13 protein-coding genes (1 of these 13 cut by a window edge) are annotated in these 17695 nt (G+C 67.9%); 5 read left to right on the forward strand and 8 right to left on the reverse strand.

Features of this window, described 5'->3' with window-relative positions; all coding sequences use genetic code 11:
* Positions 1–108 precede the first annotated feature (108 nt).
* Genes DB032_RS20920 through DB032_RS20930 form a run of 3 tightly spaced genes read left to right on the forward strand, consistent with a single transcriptional unit; the run spans position 109 to position 4393 of the window.
* Positions 109–891 carry a ParA family protein gene (locus DB032_RS20920; protein WP_370445222.1) on the forward strand — a complete coding sequence of 261 codons (783 nt, stop codon included), beginning with the start codon at positions 109–111 and terminating at the stop codon, positions 889–891.
* A gap of 45 nt (positions 892–936) precedes the next feature.
* Positions 937–3525: an ATP-binding protein gene (locus DB032_RS20925; RefSeq protein WP_107801158.1), complete on the forward strand. Its 2589-nt coding sequence runs from the start codon at positions 937–939 to the stop codon at positions 3523–3525.
* A complete protein-coding gene (locus DB032_RS20930) occupies positions 3500–4393 on the forward strand; it encodes a response regulator (RefSeq protein WP_107801159.1) in 894 nt (297 codons plus the stop codon). Before DB032_RS20925 ends, DB032_RS20930 begins: the two co-directional genes overlap by 26 nt.
* Positions 4394–4461: 68 nt before the next feature.
* On the opposite strand, the gene DB032_RS20935 is transcribed toward DB032_RS20930, so the two are convergent.
* Positions 4462–6732, reverse strand: coding sequence for a DNA internalization-related competence protein ComEC/Rec2 (locus tag DB032_RS20935; RefSeq protein WP_107801160.1), 2271 nt, complete (start codon positions 6730–6732; stop codon positions 4462–4464).
* Between the two features lie 320 nt (positions 6733–7052).
* On the opposite strand from DB032_RS20935, the gene DB032_RS20940 reads away from it, so the two are divergent.
* A complete protein-coding gene (locus DB032_RS20940; protein WP_048415544.1) occupies positions 7053–7640 on the forward strand; it encodes a phage tail protein in 588 nt (195 codons plus the stop codon).
* Between the two features lie 80 nt (positions 7641–7720).
* A complete protein-coding gene (locus tag DB032_RS20945) occupies positions 7721–8053 on the forward strand; it encodes a hypothetical protein (protein ID WP_107801161.1) in 333 nt (110 codons plus the stop codon).
* 84 nt (positions 8054–8137) lie between these two features.
* Here the strand turns inward: DB032_RS20945 and DB032_RS20950 are convergent, their stop codons facing one another.
* The 7 genes from DB032_RS20950 to DB032_RS24470 all read right to left on the reverse strand — a co-directional run.
* Entirely contained in the window at positions 8138–8674 is a 537-nt protein-coding gene (locus DB032_RS20950) for a GNAT family N-acetyltransferase (protein WP_107801162.1), read from the reverse strand.
* A gap of 199 nt (positions 8675–8873) precedes the next feature.
* Positions 8874–10982: an HlyD family efflux transporter periplasmic adaptor subunit gene (locus tag DB032_RS20955; protein WP_107801163.1), complete on the reverse strand. Its 2109-nt coding sequence runs from the start codon at positions 10980–10982 to the stop codon at positions 8874–8876.
* A 2-nt stretch (positions 10983–10984) separates the two neighbouring features.
* Positions 10985–12316, reverse strand: coding sequence for an efflux RND transporter periplasmic adaptor subunit (locus DB032_RS20960; protein ID WP_107801164.1), 1332 nt, complete (start codon positions 12314–12316; stop codon positions 10985–10987).
* A gap of 7 nt (positions 12317–12323) precedes the next feature.
* Entirely contained in the window at positions 12324–13091 is a 768-nt protein-coding gene (locus DB032_RS20965) for an efflux RND transporter periplasmic adaptor subunit (protein ID WP_107801165.1), read from the reverse strand.
* Positions 13088–14611: a TolC family protein gene (locus DB032_RS20970; protein ID WP_107801166.1), complete on the reverse strand. Its 1524-nt coding sequence runs from the start codon at positions 14609–14611 to the stop codon at positions 13088–13090. Before DB032_RS20970 ends, DB032_RS20965 begins: the two co-directional genes overlap by 4 nt.
* Before the next feature lie 54 nt (positions 14612–14665).
* A complete protein-coding gene (locus tag DB032_RS24465) occupies positions 14666–17662 on the reverse strand; it encodes an Ig-like domain-containing protein (protein WP_233246756.1) in 2997 nt (998 codons plus the stop codon).
* Positions 17656–17695, reverse strand: the 3' portion of a protein-coding gene (locus DB032_RS24470) for a DUF4347 domain-containing protein (protein WP_199226055.1). Its footprint extends 3263 nt past the window's final position; the window shows 40 of its 3303 coding nt (coding positions 3264–3303); its start codon lies beyond the right edge, outside the window — the gene reads right to left on this strand; its stop codon occupies positions 17656–17658. The genes DB032_RS24465 and DB032_RS24470 overlap by 7 nt, the downstream gene beginning before the upstream one ends.

Consider the following 17695-nt stretch of genomic DNA (forward strand, 5'->3'; position numbering starts at 1 on the left):
CGCTCGCTCGCGGCCGCGTCCCGCGGCGCGCCAAAACGCGAGCGGGCGTTTTTTGCGTAGCGGCCCCGCCGCCCAACCGGCCCCATGCCTGGAGCGCCCATGCAAGCGATTCGACGAGTGGTCTTCAATCAAAAAGGGGGGGTGGGCAAGTCCACCATTACCGTCAATCTGGCCGCCGTCGCCGCCAAACAGGGCAAACGGGTGCTGTTGGTGGACCTGGATCCGCAGGGCAACGCCAGCCATTATCTGATGGGTTCCGCCGCCCGGGACGACGCGCCGTCGCTGGCCGGCCTGTTCGAGCAGATGCTGAGCATTTCCATGTTCAGCAAGGAACCGGCGGACTTTGTCCGCGCCACGCCACTGACCGGGCTCAGTCTGCTGGCTTCGCACCCGGACCTTGCCGAGCTGATGGGCAAGCTGGAGGCGCGCTACAAGATGTTCAAACTCAAGGAAGCGCTGGACAGCTTGAGCGGCCGGTTCGACGAGATCTGGATCGACACTCCGCCGGCCTTGAACTTCTTCACCCGCTCGGCGCTGATCGCCGCTGACCGCTGCCTGATTCCCTTCGACTGCGATGCCTTTTCCCGCCAGGCCCTCTATAACCTGAAAGTGAACACCGAGGAAATCCGCGCCGACCACAATCCCGAGTTGTTCATCGAAGGCATCGTGGTCAACCAGTTCCAGGCGCGGGCCAGTTTGCCGGTGCGCCTGGTGGAGGAGCTCAAGCAAGAAGGCCTGCCGGTGTTGTCCTCTCCGCTGTCTTCATCCGTGAAAATCCGGGAGTCACACGATGCGGCGCTTCCCATGGTGTACCTGGACCCGCGCCACAAACTGTCTCGCGAGTTCGAAGCGCTTTACCAGGAGCTGGCGCGGGATGGACGGCCGGCCTAGCGTCCCTCTCCCGCCGTCCGCCGGCTCGCGCGGAGGCGGCTCCCCTTGAATCGCCTGAGCTCGCTGCTGGTCAGCGGCCTGCTGAGCGTCGGCCTGCTGTCCGCCGAATACTGGCTGATGATCAACGATGAACGCGCCGAGCTCATCGACCGCCAGCATTACTGGGGCGAATTGAGCGCCGAGTTGCTGCGGGTGCGGATGCAGGCGATGCTGGATCACTCCGCCGTACTGGCGCAGAGTCTGGCCAACAGCCCTCAGCCGCGTTCGCTGGCCGTGCTCGCGCGCAGCACCATACGCGACGATACGCCGTTCGGCGGTCTGGGCATCATCGAATACGTGCGCCCGGAACAGCGCGAGGCGTTCGAGAGCCGCATCGCCAACAGCATACGCGTATTGCAGGACCGCCATCTGGCGCCCAGCCCGCGCCGCCCGCTGTACTATCCGGTGTCCGGCTACCTGCCGGACGACAGCAACGCCTTGCCGCAAGGTCTGGACCTGGGGGGCGTAGGCAACGCCCGCCGCAAGATGGACCTGGCGCGCCACAGCACCCAGCCGGTGCTGATGCCGACCACGCTGCCCGGCAGCAACGGCAGCCGTCTGGACATCGTCGTGCGGCTGAACGACGACAACACCCTGCTGCTGCTCAATCTGCGCAAGGACAAGCTGATCCAGGACAGCCAGCGCGAGCCCGGCACCGCCAGCCCGCTGCGCCATGTCCGCATCGTCGCCTGGACCCAGGAACAACCCGACGCGCCGCTGCTGGACTCCCAGCCCACCCGGCCGCTGCCGTCCACGCCGCCTTTGTACACCATTCGCCACAATCTGGGCGGCAACGAGATCTTGTTCGGCGCCTATCCGCAAGGCGTGGCCAATCCCGGCATGCGGCTGACCCACTGGGCGATCCTGGCCACCACGGCCGGTTTTTTGCTGGCGATGTTCTGGTTCCAGCAACAGCAGGCCCAATCCCGGCGCCGGATGCAGGATCAGCTCAAGCGCAGCCAGCAGCAATTGGAAATGAACACGCGCACGCTGCGCGAGCAGATCAACGACAGAGTGATGTCCGAGCAGGCGCTGGCGCAGAGCGAGGCGCGCCAGCGCGCCATTCTGCAAGCCAGTTCCGACGCCATCATCCTGATCGACCACCAGGGCCTGGTCTTGCAGATCAACCCGGCGGCGGTGCGGCTGATCGGCCAGTCGGCGGACATGGTGCGGCAACTGCCGATAGGCAAGCTGCTGGACGAGCTGTACGACCGCAATCCGGCGCGCAGCTTCGAACACATCGCCCAGGAGCACGAGGGCCGGCCGTTCGAGGCCAGCTTGCGCCGCAGCGACGAGCATATGCTGCCGGTGGAGCTGTCGCTCAGCCGGGTCACCTTGCCGGACGACTGGTTCTACGTGGTGGTGTGCCGCGACATCTCCATCCGCAAGGAGCAGGAAGCGGCGCTGATCGAACTGAAAAACAGCCTGGCCGAGCAGGTGGAAGTGCAAAGCCGCCAGTTGTCCGCGCTGCTGGACGCCAGCCCGATGGCGATGGCCTACATCGTGGACCGCAATCTGCTCCAGGTGAACCGCGCCTTTCTCGATCTGTTCGAGCAGCGCGAGGAAGTCGTCCTCGGCCACAGCACCCTGCCCTTCTTTGAATCGCCTGAGCAATGGGAGCGCACCGGCAAGGCGCTGTACAGCCTGCTCAACGACGGCAAGGTGGTGCAAACCGAGCAAAGGCTGCGCACCGGCACCGGCAAGCTGTTCTGGTGCCGGCTGTACGGCAAGGCCATCAACCCCTCGGTGCCCAAGCTCGGCACCATCTGGCTGTATCAGGACTTTTCCGCCCAGCGCGCGCTGGAGGAAACCCTGCGCCACGCCAAGGTGCTGGCCGAGGAAAACAGCCGCGCCAAGACGGAGTTCCTGGCCAATATGTCCCACGAGCTGCGCACGCCGCTGCACGCCATCCTGGGCTTCACCGAAATGGGCCAGGCCCGCTCGCGCGGGCAGCACGACGACAAGATGGCGCAATACTTCAGCCGCATCCAGAGCAGCGGCAACCGGCTGCTGACCCTGCTCAACGATTTGCTCGACCTGGCCAAGATGGAAGTGGGGCGCATGGAATACACCATAAGCCGCAACAATCTGTGCCAATGCCTGCACGACATCTGCGACGAAATGACGCCGCTGGCCGCGCTCAACGACATCCGCATCTATCTGAACTGCTCGTCGGAGCAACTGCACGCCGACATCGACCCCTTCCGCATCGGCCAAGTGATGCGCAACCTGCTGTCCAACGCCATCAAGTTCAGCCCGCACGGCGGCGAGATCTACGTCAACGCCGGCCTGCGCCAGGACGCCGACGGCGAGAACATCCTCGTCACCGTGGAAGACACCGGCCCCGGCGTGCCGGAGTCCGAACTGGAAAGCATTTTCGACAAATTCATCCAGAGCAGCAGCACCAAGACCGGCGCAGGCGGCACCGGCCTGGGGCTGGCCATTTGCCGCGAGATCATCTCCGCCCACCATGGCCGCATCTTCGCCAGCAATTTGCCGACACGCGGCGCGCTGTTCACCTTCATCATTCCGCGCACCGGGCAGGCCGGCGCCACGGAGGACCCCAACCATGCCCCACAAACTACTGCTCGTTGACGACGAACCCTTCAATCTGGAGCTGATGGCCGAGCTGCTGCAGGACGCCGGCCACGAAGTGGTCCAGGCCGAGGACGGAGAGACCGCGCTGGACATCCTGCAACGAGAAGGCGAAACCTTCTCCACCGTGCTGCTGGACAAGATGATGCCCGGCATCAGCGGCTTCGACGTGCTCAAGCGCATCAAGAGCGAGCCGCGGCTGGAGTTTTTGCCGGTCATCATGCAAACCGCCATGGGCGCGGCCTCCAGCGTGCAGGAAGGGCTGGCGGCCGGCGCCTTCTACTATCTGACCAAGCCGTTTTCCCGCGACATGCTGCTGGCCATCGTCGAGGCGGCGATAGGCCACTGGGACCGCTACGCCCACTTCCGCGAACTGGCCAATCTTCACGTCGACGCCCTGCGCCACCTGAACAAGGCCACCTTCAGCTGCCGCAGCCACAAGGAAGCCCAGACCGTCACCGCCCTGCTGGCCAAAACCTGCGCCCATCCGGAGCGGGTGGCCACCGGCCTGTTCGAGCTGCTGGTCAACGCCATCGAGCACGGCAATCTGGACATCAGCTTCGACGAGAAAAGCCACTATATGGCCGAAGGCCAGTGGGAGGCCGAGCTGGCCCGCCGCATGCAGGACCCGGTGCTGGGACAGCGCCAGATCAGTGTGGACTTCAGCCGCGAACCGGAACAGATGCGCTTCACCATCAGCGATATGGGCGCGGGCTTCGACTGGGAGCACTACCAAAACGCCGAGCCCGCCTCGCTGATGTCCAGTCATGGGCGCGGCATCCTGATCGCGCGCAAGCTGTCCTTCGACGGCCTGCACTACCAGGGCCGGGGCAATATCGTGGTCGCCCACGTCAACAGCGGAGAATAAGACGCGGTTCAAGGCCGCGCTGAGGCGGAGCGGCCGCGGCGTTCGCGCCCGAGCCGGCCCGCCCGGGCTCACGGCGGCTCGCCGCAATCGCCGCGCTCGCGCCAGTAACGGCGCTGACTGTCGCGCCAACAGCTCCACTCCACCCCTTCGCCGAACTCCAACGTCAAGGCGCCGTCCAGATCCGTGCGCAGCACAGCGGCGCCGGCCTCCTCCGCCCGCCTCAGCACGGACGGATGCGGATGGCGATAGCGGTTCAGATAGCCGGCGCTGATCAACACCACCTCCGGCCGCGCCGCCGCCAGCCAGGCCGCCCCGGTGGCGGTGCGGCTGCCATGATGGCCGGCGGCCAGCACCGTGCTGCGCAAGCGCAGGTCCGGCCGGCCCGCCAGCGCCCGCTCCGCCGCCTCAGGCGCATCGCCGCTCAAGAGCAGCGCATGGCTCGCGCCCGCCACCCGCAAGATGCAGCTGCGCGCATTGGCGTCCTTGGCCGGAACGCTTTCCGACGGCCCCAGCACGTCAAAACGCACCCCGTCCCACGCCCAGCTCTGTCCCGGACGACAGCCTTCGCCGCTCAAGCCCAACTCGGACAAGGATTCCGGCTGCCCCGCCCATACCCGGCCCGGCGGCATGGCGGCGGCCAGCTCCGCCGCCGCGCCGTCGTGATCGCTGTGGCGATGCGACAGCATCAGGCCGTCCAGCCTCCTCACCCCCAGGCCGCGCAGCTGCGGCAACACCACTCTCTCGGCCCCGCCTGGGCCGGTGTCGAACAACAGGGCGCGACTCCGGGTCTGCACCAGCACCGATAGACCCTGACCCACGTCCAGCATGGTGGCGCGGAACGCGCCCTCAGCCGGCGGCGGGGGCCGGTAGAGCAACATCGGCAGCAGCATCAAGGCCGCCAGTCCCCGGCCGGGCACGCCGCGCGGCGCGATCAGCCACGCCGAGCCCAGCAAGGCCAGCAAGAACAACGGCAAGGGCGTTCCGGCCAAGGGCAGGACCGGCGCTTGCGCCAGCCTCTCCACGCCCCAGTAAAAGCCGCGCGCCAGCCAGGCCGCCCCATGCAGCGGCCACTCCAGCGGCAGCAAGACGGCGGCCAGGGCCAGCGGCGTCAGCAGCAGCGACACATAGGGAATACCCAGCGCGTTGGCCAGCGGCGACACCAGCGGAATGCCGCCGAACCACCAGACCAGCGGCGCCAGCGTGCACACGCCCGCCGCCCACTGCCCGGCCAAGGCGGCCCGCCACTTGCCCGGCGCGCGGCGTCTGGCGATGGCGCTGGCCATCAAGGCCGCCACCAGGCCGAAGGACAGCCAGACCCCGGGCGCCAGCACGCAGAAAGGATCGATCAGCAACACCACCGCCAGGGCCAGCCACCAAATGCGGAAAGGCGACAGGCCGCGCCGCAGGCATAAGGCGGCCAGCCCCACGCCCAGCATGAACAAGGTGCGTTGGGTCGGCACCGAAAAACCGGCGAGCAAGGCATAGGCCGCCGCCGTCAAAAAAGCCCCGCCGGCGATCAGCAAACGCGGCGGAAGACCGAAGGCCGGCAGCCTGCGCGCCAGCCAGGCCAGCGCCGCCGCGGCCAGGCCCGCCAGCATGGTGATGTGCAGGCCGGAGATCGAGATCAGATGCGTCAGGCCGGTGGCGGCGAACAGCCGCCAATCCTCCCGCGCCACGCCTTGCTGCGCGCCCACCGTCAACGCGGCGATCAGCGCCGCTTCGCGCGACTCGCCCAGCACCCGCTCGATGCGCGCCACCAGGGCGGCGCGCGCGCGGTCCACCCAGGCCAGCGGCGCGCGCCCGTCCTCCAAGCGACGCTCGCCCGCGCCCAGCGAGCCACTGGCCAGCACGCCTTCCGACCATTGCCATTGCTCGACGTCGAAACCGAAGGGATTGGCCGGCCCGCGGCTGCGCTTGAAACGGGCCTCGGCCCGCCAGCGGCTGCCCGTCGGCCACTCCCGCCGGCGAAAATCCGTCAGCCTCACCGTTTGCGGCAAGTCCACGCCCGGCGTCAGCGTGCGCTCCACCTCCATGGTCAGGCGCGTCCCGTACTCGCCGGGCTGCGGCAGGCCCCGCACCTCGCCGACGAAGACGATGGGCCGTTGCTGCCAATCGGCCGGCAATTGCTGCGCCATTCGGCTGTCGGCGCGCCAGGCGGCGTAGCCCAGCCCCAGCAGAAAAGCCGGCGCCAGGGCCGCCCAAGGCCGAGCGCGCGACGGCAGACAGGCGGCCAGCGCCGCCGCGCCCGCCGCCAGGCCCAGGCAAGCCGTCGCGGCGGGCAAGGCCGGCAAGACGGCGCACGCGGCGATGCCGCACAACACAGCGATCAAGACAGGCATGCCGGCATCTTAGGCGGCGATGCCGCGGCACCGCAATCTATTAAATACATTCACTAAAGCGCAGCGAATAGACCATGCCGATCGTATTTTTTATGATCTCTGAACGCACCCATAGCAGATGAAATGGTAAAAAATAACAAGTACAAATGCGTATTGCATTAACGAAGCGCTGGACTACACCTAGGACAAGCGCTTTCGAAACCCCCGGCCGCCGCGACGCCTCGCCAGGTCCAGGCGGCGCCCAAGCGCGGCAGCCTGCCTCTCTTTCACATGACTTTCCATCTGGCAGCCGCCAGACGGTTCACTCGCAGGAGGAATACATGGACGCATACATGGGCACCATCACGGTCTACGGCTTCAATTACGCGCCGCAAGACTGGGCGCTGTGCCAGGGCCAGACCTATCAGGTATCGCAGTACGAAGCCTTGTACTCGCTGCTGGGCACGCTCTACGGCGGCACCGCGTCTCAAAACTTCAAGCTGCCCAACCTGACCGGCCGCATGGCCATCGGCACCGGCCCCGCGCAGCCCGCCTATAATCTGCCGGCCTACAACCCCGGACAGTTCGGCGGCACCCAGAACGTGGCGCTCAGCGTGGCCAACCTGCCGGCGCACTCCCATACCGCCACTTCCATGGCGGTGACCTTCCACGCCGCCGGCACGCCGACGCCGGCCACCCCGGCCAGCGCGCCCAGCTCCAGCAACCCCTATCTGGGCGCTTCCGGCGCTGGCACCGGCCTCGCCACCATCTGGTCCACCGCGCTGAACAACCCCGTGTCGGTGCAAGGCCTGTCCGCCACCGGCAATACCGATCTGACCGGCGGCAACGCTCCGGTCAGCGTGCTCAACCCCTTCCTGGCGCTGAATTTCTGTATCGCTATCAACGGTCTGTATCCGGTTCGTCCATAATCACAATACGCGGCCTACCGCCGCTTCCGGCCGCCTCTCCGCCGCAGGGGCGGCGGCCGTTGCCTTCAGGGGACATCGCCATGCTCGCCACCGTTCAAGCCGAAGACTTCATGCATCTGCTCGGCAAGCACTGCATCTTCCGCAACCCGCAACATCCCGATATCGCGCTGCAAGTGCAGGCCGTCAAGCTGCGGCCGCAGGCGCAATCGCCGCATCAGACCGCGCGGCGCACCCCCTTCGTGGTGGAATTGGCCGCCGAGGGCGCCACCGAGCTGGCGGACGCGGTGGGTCAGCTGGAACTGCCCGCCACCGAGCACAGCGACGCCATCCGGCTGGATCTGGTGTGGATAGGGCGGGTGATTCCCGCCGGACGCGATCCGGCGCTGGCCTACTTCCAGCTGCCGTTCAATTGAGCCGGCCCGCCGACAGCCCGTGGGCGGCCGGCGGACGGATAAAAAGGACGAAGACTCCGGCCGGGCGGCGCGCCCGGCGAAATATTACAAACCCGCCCGCGCCTCGCCCTGCGGCGAATGGCGCTCAGGCCGCCACACCAGCTTGTCCGCCATGTCGCCGGCCTCTTCCAGCACAAATCCCAATTGGTGATAAAGCCGGCGCGCCTGCACATTGCTGTGCCACACCACCACCGCCAGCGGCGCGCGCACTTGCCAGGCCGCCTGCTGCAAGCCCATCAGCACCTCCTTGCCGTAACCCAGGCCGCGCGCTTCCGGCACCATGGCCAGAAAGATGATGCGCACCTCGTTATGGCCGAAGTCCACCATCACCACGCCGACGTTGGCCCCGGTTTTCTCGATGACGAAGTGCATCGCGTCCGGGTAGTTGTCGCCTGCGCCGCGTTGCAGCACCTGGTATTGCTGCTCCTGCACGGTGCGGATCAGTTCCTCCTCGCCGTCTATCAATTGCAGGTCCGGGCGGGCGCTGCGGTAGAGGCCGGCAATGAAGGCCTCGTCGTGATGTCGCGCCGGGCGTAGATGCAGGCCTTCGGCCAGCGAGGACGTGTTCAAGAATGAGGACATGGCGAACGGCTCCTTTCCAAAACCTGTTATGGGGCGCGCCGGCGGCGCGCCCGTTTCGTTCTACGCGCATGCGCGCGCAAGGTCTTGCGAATCAGGCGAAACCCGGTCTTAAGGCCTGTTCAGTCTACGCCGAAGGCATGAGCTTTCCAGGCGTCTCCAGACCGCTTGCTATCCGCCCCCAGCGGATCGCGAACAGCGTCTACAATCCGGCCTCTCGACGGAACACCGCCAACAACTGACGCCACCCGCGTTCCAGCAAGCTGTAGCGCTCCCCCCGCAAGCGCGCCACGCCGGCCAGCTCCCGCAGCGGCGCCGCGCCTCGCTCGCAACGCTCCAGCCGCACGCGGAAAGTGGCGGCCAAGGGCACCAGGCCGCGGTCGCGCTGTTCGGTGGGAATGGGGCCGCCGTAGGTGGAGGCCAACAAGGCCTGATCCAGCAGCGGCAGATTAAGCCGGTCGATCTGGCCCAGCCGGCATTCCACGCTCCAGAACTCCCCGCCGTCGGCGACGAAGCGGGCGACATGGCCGGGCTTGAGTCCGCTCAGCGCGGCCTCGTCGACAAAGGCTTCGCCCTTGACCCCGTCCGGCCCCACCACGTCCAGCAGATGCTCGCCCTCGGCCAGCGCGGTGCCGGCGCGCAGCGCGTCGCTGAGGTCCACCACGCGGCCGGCGAACGGCGCGGCGAGCGTGAGCCTGGCCATCTGCTGACGCAAGGCGGCCACCTGTTCCTGCGCCACCTGCCATTGCTTGCGCAAGGCCGGTCCGCGCTGTTGCAGCTCCAGATCGAACGGTTGCTGCGCGGTCTGCCAGGCCAGGTCGCGCTCGCGGGCGTCCGCCAGCGCCAGCTGCGCCTCCAGCATCGGCGAGCTGAGCCTGGCCATGATCTGCCCCGCCTTGACCAGCTGGCCGTCGCGCACCAGGACTTCCGCCACCTCGCCCGTCGCCGGCGCGTACAAGCCCTGCGACTGCAAAGCGCCCAACACCGCCGGGCTGGCCACTTCGCGCTGCCACGGCAGAATCAGCGCCAAACTCAGGATCAGCAGCGCCGCGGCGCTGCGGCGGGTTTCGCGGCCCCAGCGCAGATCCGCGCGGCGCTGCCACCACACCATCAGTTCGCCGACCACGGGGCGGGCGATGAACCAGCCCAGCTCCACCGCCAGCAATAGAATGCCCAGGGCCTTGAAGAACAGGTGGTAGACCAGGAAGGCGATGGAGAGAAACAGCACCAGCCGATACAGCCAGGTGGCCCAGGCGAACAGGATCAGCCCGCGCCGCCGCGCGTCCGGGAAATGTTCCGGCACCGGATCGTCCAGGCCCAGCAGCGTTTTGCGCAGCCGCCAGCGCGCCAGCGCGAAGACGCGATTGTGCAGATTGGGCAGGCCCAGGTAGTCCGCCAGCAGGAAATAGCCGTCAAAGCGCATGAAGGGGCTGGCATTGATCGCCAGCGTCGCCAGCCAGGTGGTGGTGGCCAGCAGAAAAACCCCGGCGCGCAGCGGCCCGTCCGGCAAAAAACTCCACAACAAGGTGGCCCAGGCGGCCAGCACCAGTTCCGCCAGCATGCCGGCACCGCCGATCAGCAGCCGCTGGCGGCGCGAATCCAGCTTCCAGGCGTCGTTGGTGTCGGTGTAGAGCACCGGCATCATCACCAGAAAGGCCACCCCCATCGCCGGCACCCGGCAACCGAAATGGCGCGCGGTCAGCGCATGGCCCATCTCGTGCAGGATTTTGGCCAGACTCAGCGACAGGCCGATGCCGATGGCGGCGCTGACGCCGCCGTAAGCGGAGAAGGTGTGGGTGAACTCGTCCCAGCGCCGCGACACCAGCGCCAGCGCCAGCAGCAGCACCGCGCCCATCGCCAGCCAGAAGCGCGGATGGAACAGCCAGCCGGTCCACGGCAGCAGGCGATTGAGCAGGGCTTCCGGCCGCAGCAGCGGCACCCGGAAAAACAGATAGTTTTTCAACAGCCACATCGCGCGGCTGGGCCGGTTGGCCTCGCGCAGCTGCCACAGCCAGCCGTTCTGCTCGGCGCTGGCGGCCTGCAGCAGTTGATGGCGGGACAGGAAGAGCAGCACGGCCTCGATATCCTCGGCGCCCAACTGCAGCGTGGTTTCGGCGTTGACGGCTTGCAGCACCGCTTCGGCCGTGCCCAGCGGCCAGCGCGACAGGATTTCGAAACTGGCCCAGCCCAGTTGATAGAAGCGGTAGGCGCAGGGGTCGTGCAGGGTCCAGCTGGGCGCGCCGTCGGCCAGCGCCGGGCCGGGATGCAGCGTCAGTTCCTGACGCAGCGCGGGCAAGGCGGGGGATCTCATGCTCACCACCCCAGCCATTGCCGCGCGGCGGTCAGCGGCCGGCGCAGCGCGTAGTAGATCAGCGGCACCCAGTCGCCGTAGACGCGGGCGGTGCCCATCTGCCCCAGCCGCGGCTTATCGCCGCCGACGAAGCGGGCTTGCAGCCGATAGGCGAGCAGGCCGCCCTCCACCGCTTCCGCCTTGTAGGCGACGCGGAGGATTTCCGCGTCGTAGGACTCGGTGGGCGAAGCGTTGGGATAAAGGGTGATCTTGCCGCCGGGCGCCACGTCTATGGCTTCCGCCGCCGGCAGCCAGGCGGCCAGTTCCACGTGGGCGGGGTCGGCCAGCGTCATCACTTTCTCACCCACCGTCACCGCCTTGCCCTGCCAGTCGTTGCGGTCGGAAAACACTACCACGCCGGCGCTGGGCGCGGTGACGTGCAGCCTTTGCAGCTCCAGTCCGGTGTACTCGGCCGCGATGCTTTTCTCTTCCAGCTTGGCGCGGTCCTGCGCCATGGCCAGCTTGCCCTTGTCGTCGGTGACTGCCAGCTGGGCGCTGGCGCGGAAGCTTTCCTGCGCGGCGTCGCGCTCGCGCGCGGCCATGGCGAACTGGCCGGCCAGCGAGGTGGCGTCCAGATCGAACAAGGGATCGCCGGCCTTGACGCGCTGATTGGGCTGCACCTGGATGCGGTCTATCACCCCGCTGAGCGGCGCGCGCAGCAGCACCGGATTTTGCGGCGCCACTTCGCCGCGCGCCAGCACGCTGAGGCGTATCGGCATGCAGGCCAGCAACAGCGCGGCGATGAGCAGCCGCCGCTGCTTGCGGCCGGGCCGCAGCCATTGCCCCGCCAGTTCCCGCCAGTTGCGCCGGGGCGCGAAGCGCAGCAGCGCGTGGCCGTAACCGTGGGCCAGCTCTTCCGCCAGCTTGCGCTCGTAATCGCTCCACGGCAGTTCCCGCGCCAGCAGCCAGGCGCCCTGCTCGCCCAGGCGCAGCCACAGCGCGTGGGCCGGCAGCCAGGACGACCAGTCCTCGGCCAGCGCCGCGGGCAGGTCGCCGGCCTCGAGCAAGCGGCTGTCCTGCCCGACTTCCGGCCCGCCGGACTCCGCCAGATGGCGGAACAGGCGGGACAGCCACTGCATATAGGGCGCGGTGGGGTCCAGCTCGGCCAGGCCGGACAGCGCCGTCACGTGGCGATGCAGGCCCTCGCGCCAGACCGCCGACTGGCGGTAGGGCAGCAGTTGCTGGCTTTCGTTGACGATGATGAAACCCAGCTGCTCGGCGCTGACCGCGTCGCGTCCGCGATGCAGCAGCTGCAGCAGGCCGGCCAGTTCCCGGCTTCTATCGGCGTGCCCCATGCACGGCCTACTTGAAGCTGGCCCAGCCGCTCATCCCCGGCAGCAGGCTGGCGCCGTTGCCCTCGATGACGCCCACCGCGAGGATGGACTGGCTGACCGGATCGATCTGCGCGCCCAGGCGTTCTATCCTGGCCGGGAAACTGGCGCCCAGTTCGTCCACCGCCACGGTGAACTTGCTGCCGGGCTTGAGTTTGGCCAGCCATTTGGACGGCACCAGCATGCGCAGCTCCAGCGAGCCGGAATCGACGATGTCCAGCACCGGATTGCCGGGGCTGACGTATTGATGGACGGCGGCGATGCGGCGCGCCACGCGGCCGTTGAACGGCGCGCTGATCACGCATTTGCCGACTATGGTCTGCATATAGCTGGCGTCGGCGGCCGCTTCCTTGGCCTTGCCCTGGGCCTGGGCCACGTCCAGCGCGCCGGCGGAATTGAGCTTGGCCAATTGGTTGTTGACCTTGAGCAGCTGGCTGGCGGCCTCCAGCGAAGCCTGGGATTTGCGCAGCTGGGCGCGATAGCTGCCGCAGTCGAACTGCACCAGCGCCTGCCCCTTGCTGAAGCTGGCGCCCTCAGGCACCGGCAAGGCCGCGATCTTGGCCGCCACTTCGCCGGACAGGGTGACGGCGTTGCGCGCCATCAGCTGCACGCGGATGCGGCCGTCGCTGGCGTTGGTCACCGGCGCCGCCGGCGGCTTGGGCTTGGCCGGCGGCGTGGCCGCCTGGGCGCAGGCGGCCGCCAGCAGGCAGGCCGCGGTCCTCAGAACCGTCAACTTCATGGCTTGCTCCCCGCCACCTGCCCCTGCCAACGCGTTTCCGCGCCCTTGAAGGCGGCGGCCAAAGCCGGCAGATCATAGCTGGCGGTGCTTTCCGGCAACGGGTCCATCCCCAGGCTGGAACCCATCTGGCCGTAGGCGTTTTGCAGATCGCCGTAGCTCTGGTACAGCCGCAGCGTGGAGAACACCGCGTTGGCGTCGGCCAGGATCGCCGGCAGGCGGCCTTGCACGCCGCTGTCGGTGGCGTTGCGGTTCTGCACGTAGATGCGCTGTTCCACGTCGTTGAGTTCTTGTTCCAGCCCGAACTGGCGCGAGCGGCCTTTGAGATCGAGGTAGGCCACGTGCACCTGGGTCAGCACCGCCATGTTCAGCGCCATGCGCTGGGTCTTGGCCACTTGCAGCTGGGCGTCGGCGGCCTTGGTGATCGGCCCGGCGCTGAACAGATTGAGCAGGTTCCAGCTGATGCGCAGGCCGGCGTCGCTCCAGGAGTTGTTGACCAGGAATTTATTGCTGTCGTAGTTCTGTCCGATGCTGAATTCCAGGCCCGGCAGCAGCTTGGCGATGGCCTTGCGGGTTTCGGTGACGCCGATGCGTTCGTTGTAGCGCGCCTCGTTCAGCTCCGGCCGGTTCAGCAAGGCCATTTCTTCCATCTGCTCCAGCTTCAGGCCCAGCGTCGGGGTGGGCAGCCCTGCGGGCACCGCCACCTTGAAATCGGTGCCGGGCGGCACGTTCATGATGGCGGCCAGCTTGGGCTTGGCCTGGGCCAGCGCGTTGCGGATCATGCCCATCTGGCGGATCACGTCCAGCAGTTGGCGACGGTAGTTCAGCGCCTCCAGCGGCGCGCGCAGTTTCTGCTTCTCCACCTGCCGCGCGTCTTCCAGCGCGCGGTTGGTTTCCGCCAGCAGCGCGTCGATGCGGCCTTCCAGCTGCTGCGCGCCCACCGCCTGCCACCAGGCTTCGCGCACTTGCTGCATCAGCTGCTGCGCCACTTTGCGCTTGCGCTGTTGCAGGATCAGCATGCGGTCGGACTGCTGTTGGGCGGTGTAATAGCTGACGCCGAAGTCCAGCACGTTCCAGCTCAGATTAAGGTCGGCGGTATGGCTGCGCTTCTCCGAGGAGATAGACGGCACCAACGATTGTTCGCCGGTGGCCACGTTCTGGGACGAGGACGCGTTGTCTTTGTTGCGGGCGGTGTAGCCGGCCGCCAGCGCCAGCTTGGGCAGCATGTCCAGGCTGGACAAGTCCAGTTGGCGCTGCGCCATCGCCTCTTCCATCAGCTTGACCCGGTAATCCAGGTTGTACTTCAGCGCGCGCGCCATCGCCTCTTGCAAGGTCACCGGCCCGGTCAAGGGCTCCTGGCTGCCGAACATGGCCTGGCGGTCCGCCGCCAGCGTGGCCTGGCGGTCGCTCAAGCTCATCGGCGCGGGCGTGACCGCGCAGCCGGTCAAGGCCAGCGCCGTCAGCGCGGCCAGCGTTGAATAAACGCCACGGCCGGCCCCTCCCCCCTGTGTTGCTTTCTTCATATCGTCCCCTGTGCGGTTTGTTGGTTTAGTGGCTCGCCGGCTAGGACCTTGCGGTCAAACCGCGTCCTCCGCCTGCAGCCATCCGGCGATCTGTTGATCGAAGGCGGGCTTGCCGTGCTGGCGGAACTGCTCGTGCAGGGCCGGCTTGCCGGCCGCCGCTGCTTTTTCCGTCGCCGCGGCCGCCTGCTCGCCCGCGCCGGTTTTCAACTGCATATGGGTGACGCCGCGGTGGCCGTTCTGGTCGCTGACCGTCACTTCCAGAGACAAGGAACGGTTCCAGCCCGCCGGCGGCGTGCCGCTGAAACGACCGGTCTGGGGATCGAACTTCAGCCAGGCCGGCAGCGGCTGGCCATTGCTCTGCCGCACCTGGATGTTCAGCACCGCGTCCGGATTGCGGGTGATCACGGTGCCGGGCGGCAGGCTGAAGTTGAAACCCTGTCCGGCCACCAGCGGCCGCACGCCCAGATCCGGCATCACTTGCAACGGGGCGCCGGAGGTGCCGCCCAGATTGGAAACAAAGGGCAGGCCGGCGTTGCCGCGGCCAAACGGCTCGCTGGGCGTCGGCGCGAAGCGGTCCTGGCCGAAGGCAAGCTGGATGGGGTTGCTCGTCTGCGGCCCCGCCGGGCCCTGCGGCGTCGGCGCGGCGCCCGGCCCGTTGCCGTTGCCCGCGCCGCTCACCGCGGCCAGCACGATATTGGGCGTGATGGGCGCGATATTGATGACCGGCGCCGCATTGGGCGGCAGCGGCGCGTCCGCCGGCGGCACAGGCTGGATCGGCGGGGGCGTCTCTGTCCTTGCACTGCGCAACTGGTAAGCCGGCGCCACCGTTTGCTGCTGGGTCACATTGCCGGCCAGGTCCGCCGCCGCGCCGGATTTGAGCGCCAGCGCCACCGAGCCCACGCCGCTGACCCCGGTCAATTGCACCACGTAGTGGCTGTCGCTGATGCGGACGATATTGCCGATGCCGGCGCTGGCGCTGCCGCTGGTGATCACGCTCAGATCGCCGGCGCTCAGGCCGACGATGGGTTTGTTCAACACTAGGTCGTAACGCAGGCTGCCGGCGACGCCGGAGGCCGGGTCCAAGCGGGTGAAGGACTGCGGCGCCGGCGCGGTGGTGTCCACGACAACGGTGAACGAGGCCGACTGCGCGCTGATGTTGCCGGCCGCGTCGGTGGCCGTGGCGCGCACGCTGTGGCTGCCGTCCGCCAGCGCCTGGCTCAGATTGAACAGCCAGACGCCGCCGCCGTCGGCGGTGGCGGTGCCCACCTGCACGCCGTCGATGAACACGGCCACCTTGCTGCCCGCCTCGGCCAGACCGGTGACGCTGGGGCGGTTGACGTTGGTGATGCCGTCACTGTGGCTGGAGCCGCTGTCGGTGGCCAGGCTCAGACCGGTATTGGCCGGGCTGTCCGGCGCCACGGTGTCCACCGTGATGATGTAGGCCGTCGATTGGCCGCTGGCGTTGCCGGCCAGATCAGTGGAGGTGGTGCGGATGCTGTGATTGCCGTCCGCCAAGGCGCTGCCAAGGCTGTAGCTCCACGCGCCGCTGCCGTCCGCCGTCGCCGTGCCCACCGCCGTGCCGTCCACGTACACCGTGACCGTGCTATTGGCTTCCGCCGTGCCGGTGACCGTGGGCCGGTTGTTGCCGGTGATGCCGTCGCCGTGATTGCTGCCGGTGTCCGTCCCCGTGCTCAAAGCCACGCCGGACGGCGCCGCGGGCGCGCTATTGTCTATCACCACGTTGAAGGCGCTGGATTGGCCGCTGCTGACGCCGCCGCTGCTGACCACGGCGGTGATGGCGTGCGCGCCGGAACTCAGGCTGGAGACAAAGCTGTAACTCCAGGCCCCGCTGCCGTCCGCGACCGTGCTGTCGATAGGCACCCCGTCCACATAGATGATGACAAGGCTGTTGGCGATCCCGGTGCCCGTCACCGTGGGCGTGGCGTTGCTGGTGACGCCGTCGCTATGGCTGCTGCCGGTGTCGGTGCCGCTGGTCAGGCCGGAGACGCTGGGCGGCATCAGCTGCAAGGCTATGTTGCGGGTGACCGCCGCGCTGTTCTTGGTCCCGTCGTTGACGGTGAAGCTGACGGTGCGGGTGGCGGTATTGGGCGAGCCGGCGGTGTCGATGTAAGTGACCGCGCGCAGCGCCGCCTGCCATTGCGCCAAGGTGGCCGTGGCGCCGCTGGACGTCAGCGTCAGCACCCCGGTGCCGGCGTTGTAACTGGCCGTGATATTGCCCATGGTGCTGCCGTTGTTGGTGAAGGCCAGCACGTCCTCGCCGCTTTGGAAGTTGCCGCTAATCGCCACCGTGGCGCTGGCCAGGGTGGTGTTGTCCAGATCCGACACGGTCAGGCCGCCGTCCACCGGCGTGGCGGCGCCGCCCACCACATAGGCCCCGGCGCTGCCGGTGGTGGTGGCGACAGGCGTTTGATCCGTGGCCGCCACAGTGACGGAACGCGTCGTCGCCGCGCTGTCCTTGCTGCCGTCGTTGACGCTGAAACTGATGGTGCGGGTGGCGGTATTGGGCGTCACCGCGGTGTCGGTGTAGGTGACCGCGCGCAAGGCCGCCTGCCATTGCGCCAGCGTGGCCGTGGCGCCGCTGGACGTCAGCGTCAGCACCCCGGTGCCGGTGTTGTAGCTGGCGCTGATGTTGCCGAAGGTGACGCTATTGGTGTTGCTGAAGGCCAGCACGTCCTGGCCGCTCTGGAAGTTGCCGCTAATCGCCACCGTGGCGCTGGCCAGCGTGGTGTTGTCCAGATCGCTGACCGTGATGCCGGAGTCCACCGCCACCGGCGTGGACGTGGTGTTGTCCCCCGCGGTGAAGGCCGCGCTGCCGCCGCTGGCGGTGGCGATAGGGGTTTGGTCCGTCGCCGCCACAGTCACGCCGCGGGTCACCGCGCCGCTGTTCTTGCTGCCGTCGTTGATCTGGAAGCTGACGGTGCGGGTGGCGGTATTGGGCGTCACCGCGGTGTCGGTGTAGGTGACCGCGCGCAGCGCCGCCTGCCATTGCGCCAAGGTCGCCGTGGCGCCGCTGGACGTCAGCGTCAGCACCCCGGTGCCGCTGTTGTAGCTGGCGGTGATATT

Origin of the sequence: Chromobacterium sp. Panama (assembly GCF_003052555.1) — a bacterium.
GTDB lineage: Bacteria > Pseudomonadota > Gammaproteobacteria > Burkholderiales > Chromobacteriaceae > Chromobacterium.

What these genes read in the sequence shown, in the direction of transcription:
- DB032_RS20930 (WP_107801159.1), top strand. Translation starts at nt 3,500, where the DNA reads ATGCCCCACAAACTACTGCTCGTTGACGACGAACCCTTCAATCTGGAG.
- DB032_RS20935 (WP_107801160.1), bottom strand. Translation starts at nt 6,732, where the DNA reads ATGCCTGTCTTGATCGCTGTGTTGTGCGGCATCGCCGCGTGCGCCGTC.
- DB032_RS20940 (WP_048415544.1), top strand. Translation starts at nt 7,053, where the DNA reads ATGGACGCATACATGGGCACCATCACGGTCTACGGCTTCAATTACGCG.
- DB032_RS20945 (WP_107801161.1), top strand. Translation starts at nt 7,721, where the DNA reads ATGCTCGCCACCGTTCAAGCCGAAGACTTCATGCATCTGCTCGGCAAG.
- DB032_RS20950 (WP_107801162.1), bottom strand. Translation starts at nt 8,674, where the DNA reads ATGTCCTCATTCTTGAACACGTCCTCGCTGGCCGAAGGCCTGCATCTA.
- DB032_RS20955 (WP_107801163.1), bottom strand. Translation starts at nt 10,982, where the DNA reads ATGAGATCCCCCGCCTTGCCCGCGCTGCGTCAGGAACTGACGCTGCAT.
- DB032_RS20960 (WP_107801164.1), bottom strand. Translation starts at nt 12,316, where the DNA reads ATGGGGCACGCCGATAGAAGCCGGGAACTGGCCGGCCTGCTGCAGCTG.
- DB032_RS20965 (WP_107801165.1), bottom strand. Translation starts at nt 13,091, where the DNA reads ATGAAGTTGACGGTTCTGAGGACCGCGGCCTGCCTGCTGGCGGCCGCC.
- DB032_RS20970 (WP_107801166.1), bottom strand. Translation starts at nt 14,611, where the DNA reads ATGAAGAAAGCAACACAGGGGGGAGGGGCCGGCCGTGGCGTTTATTCA.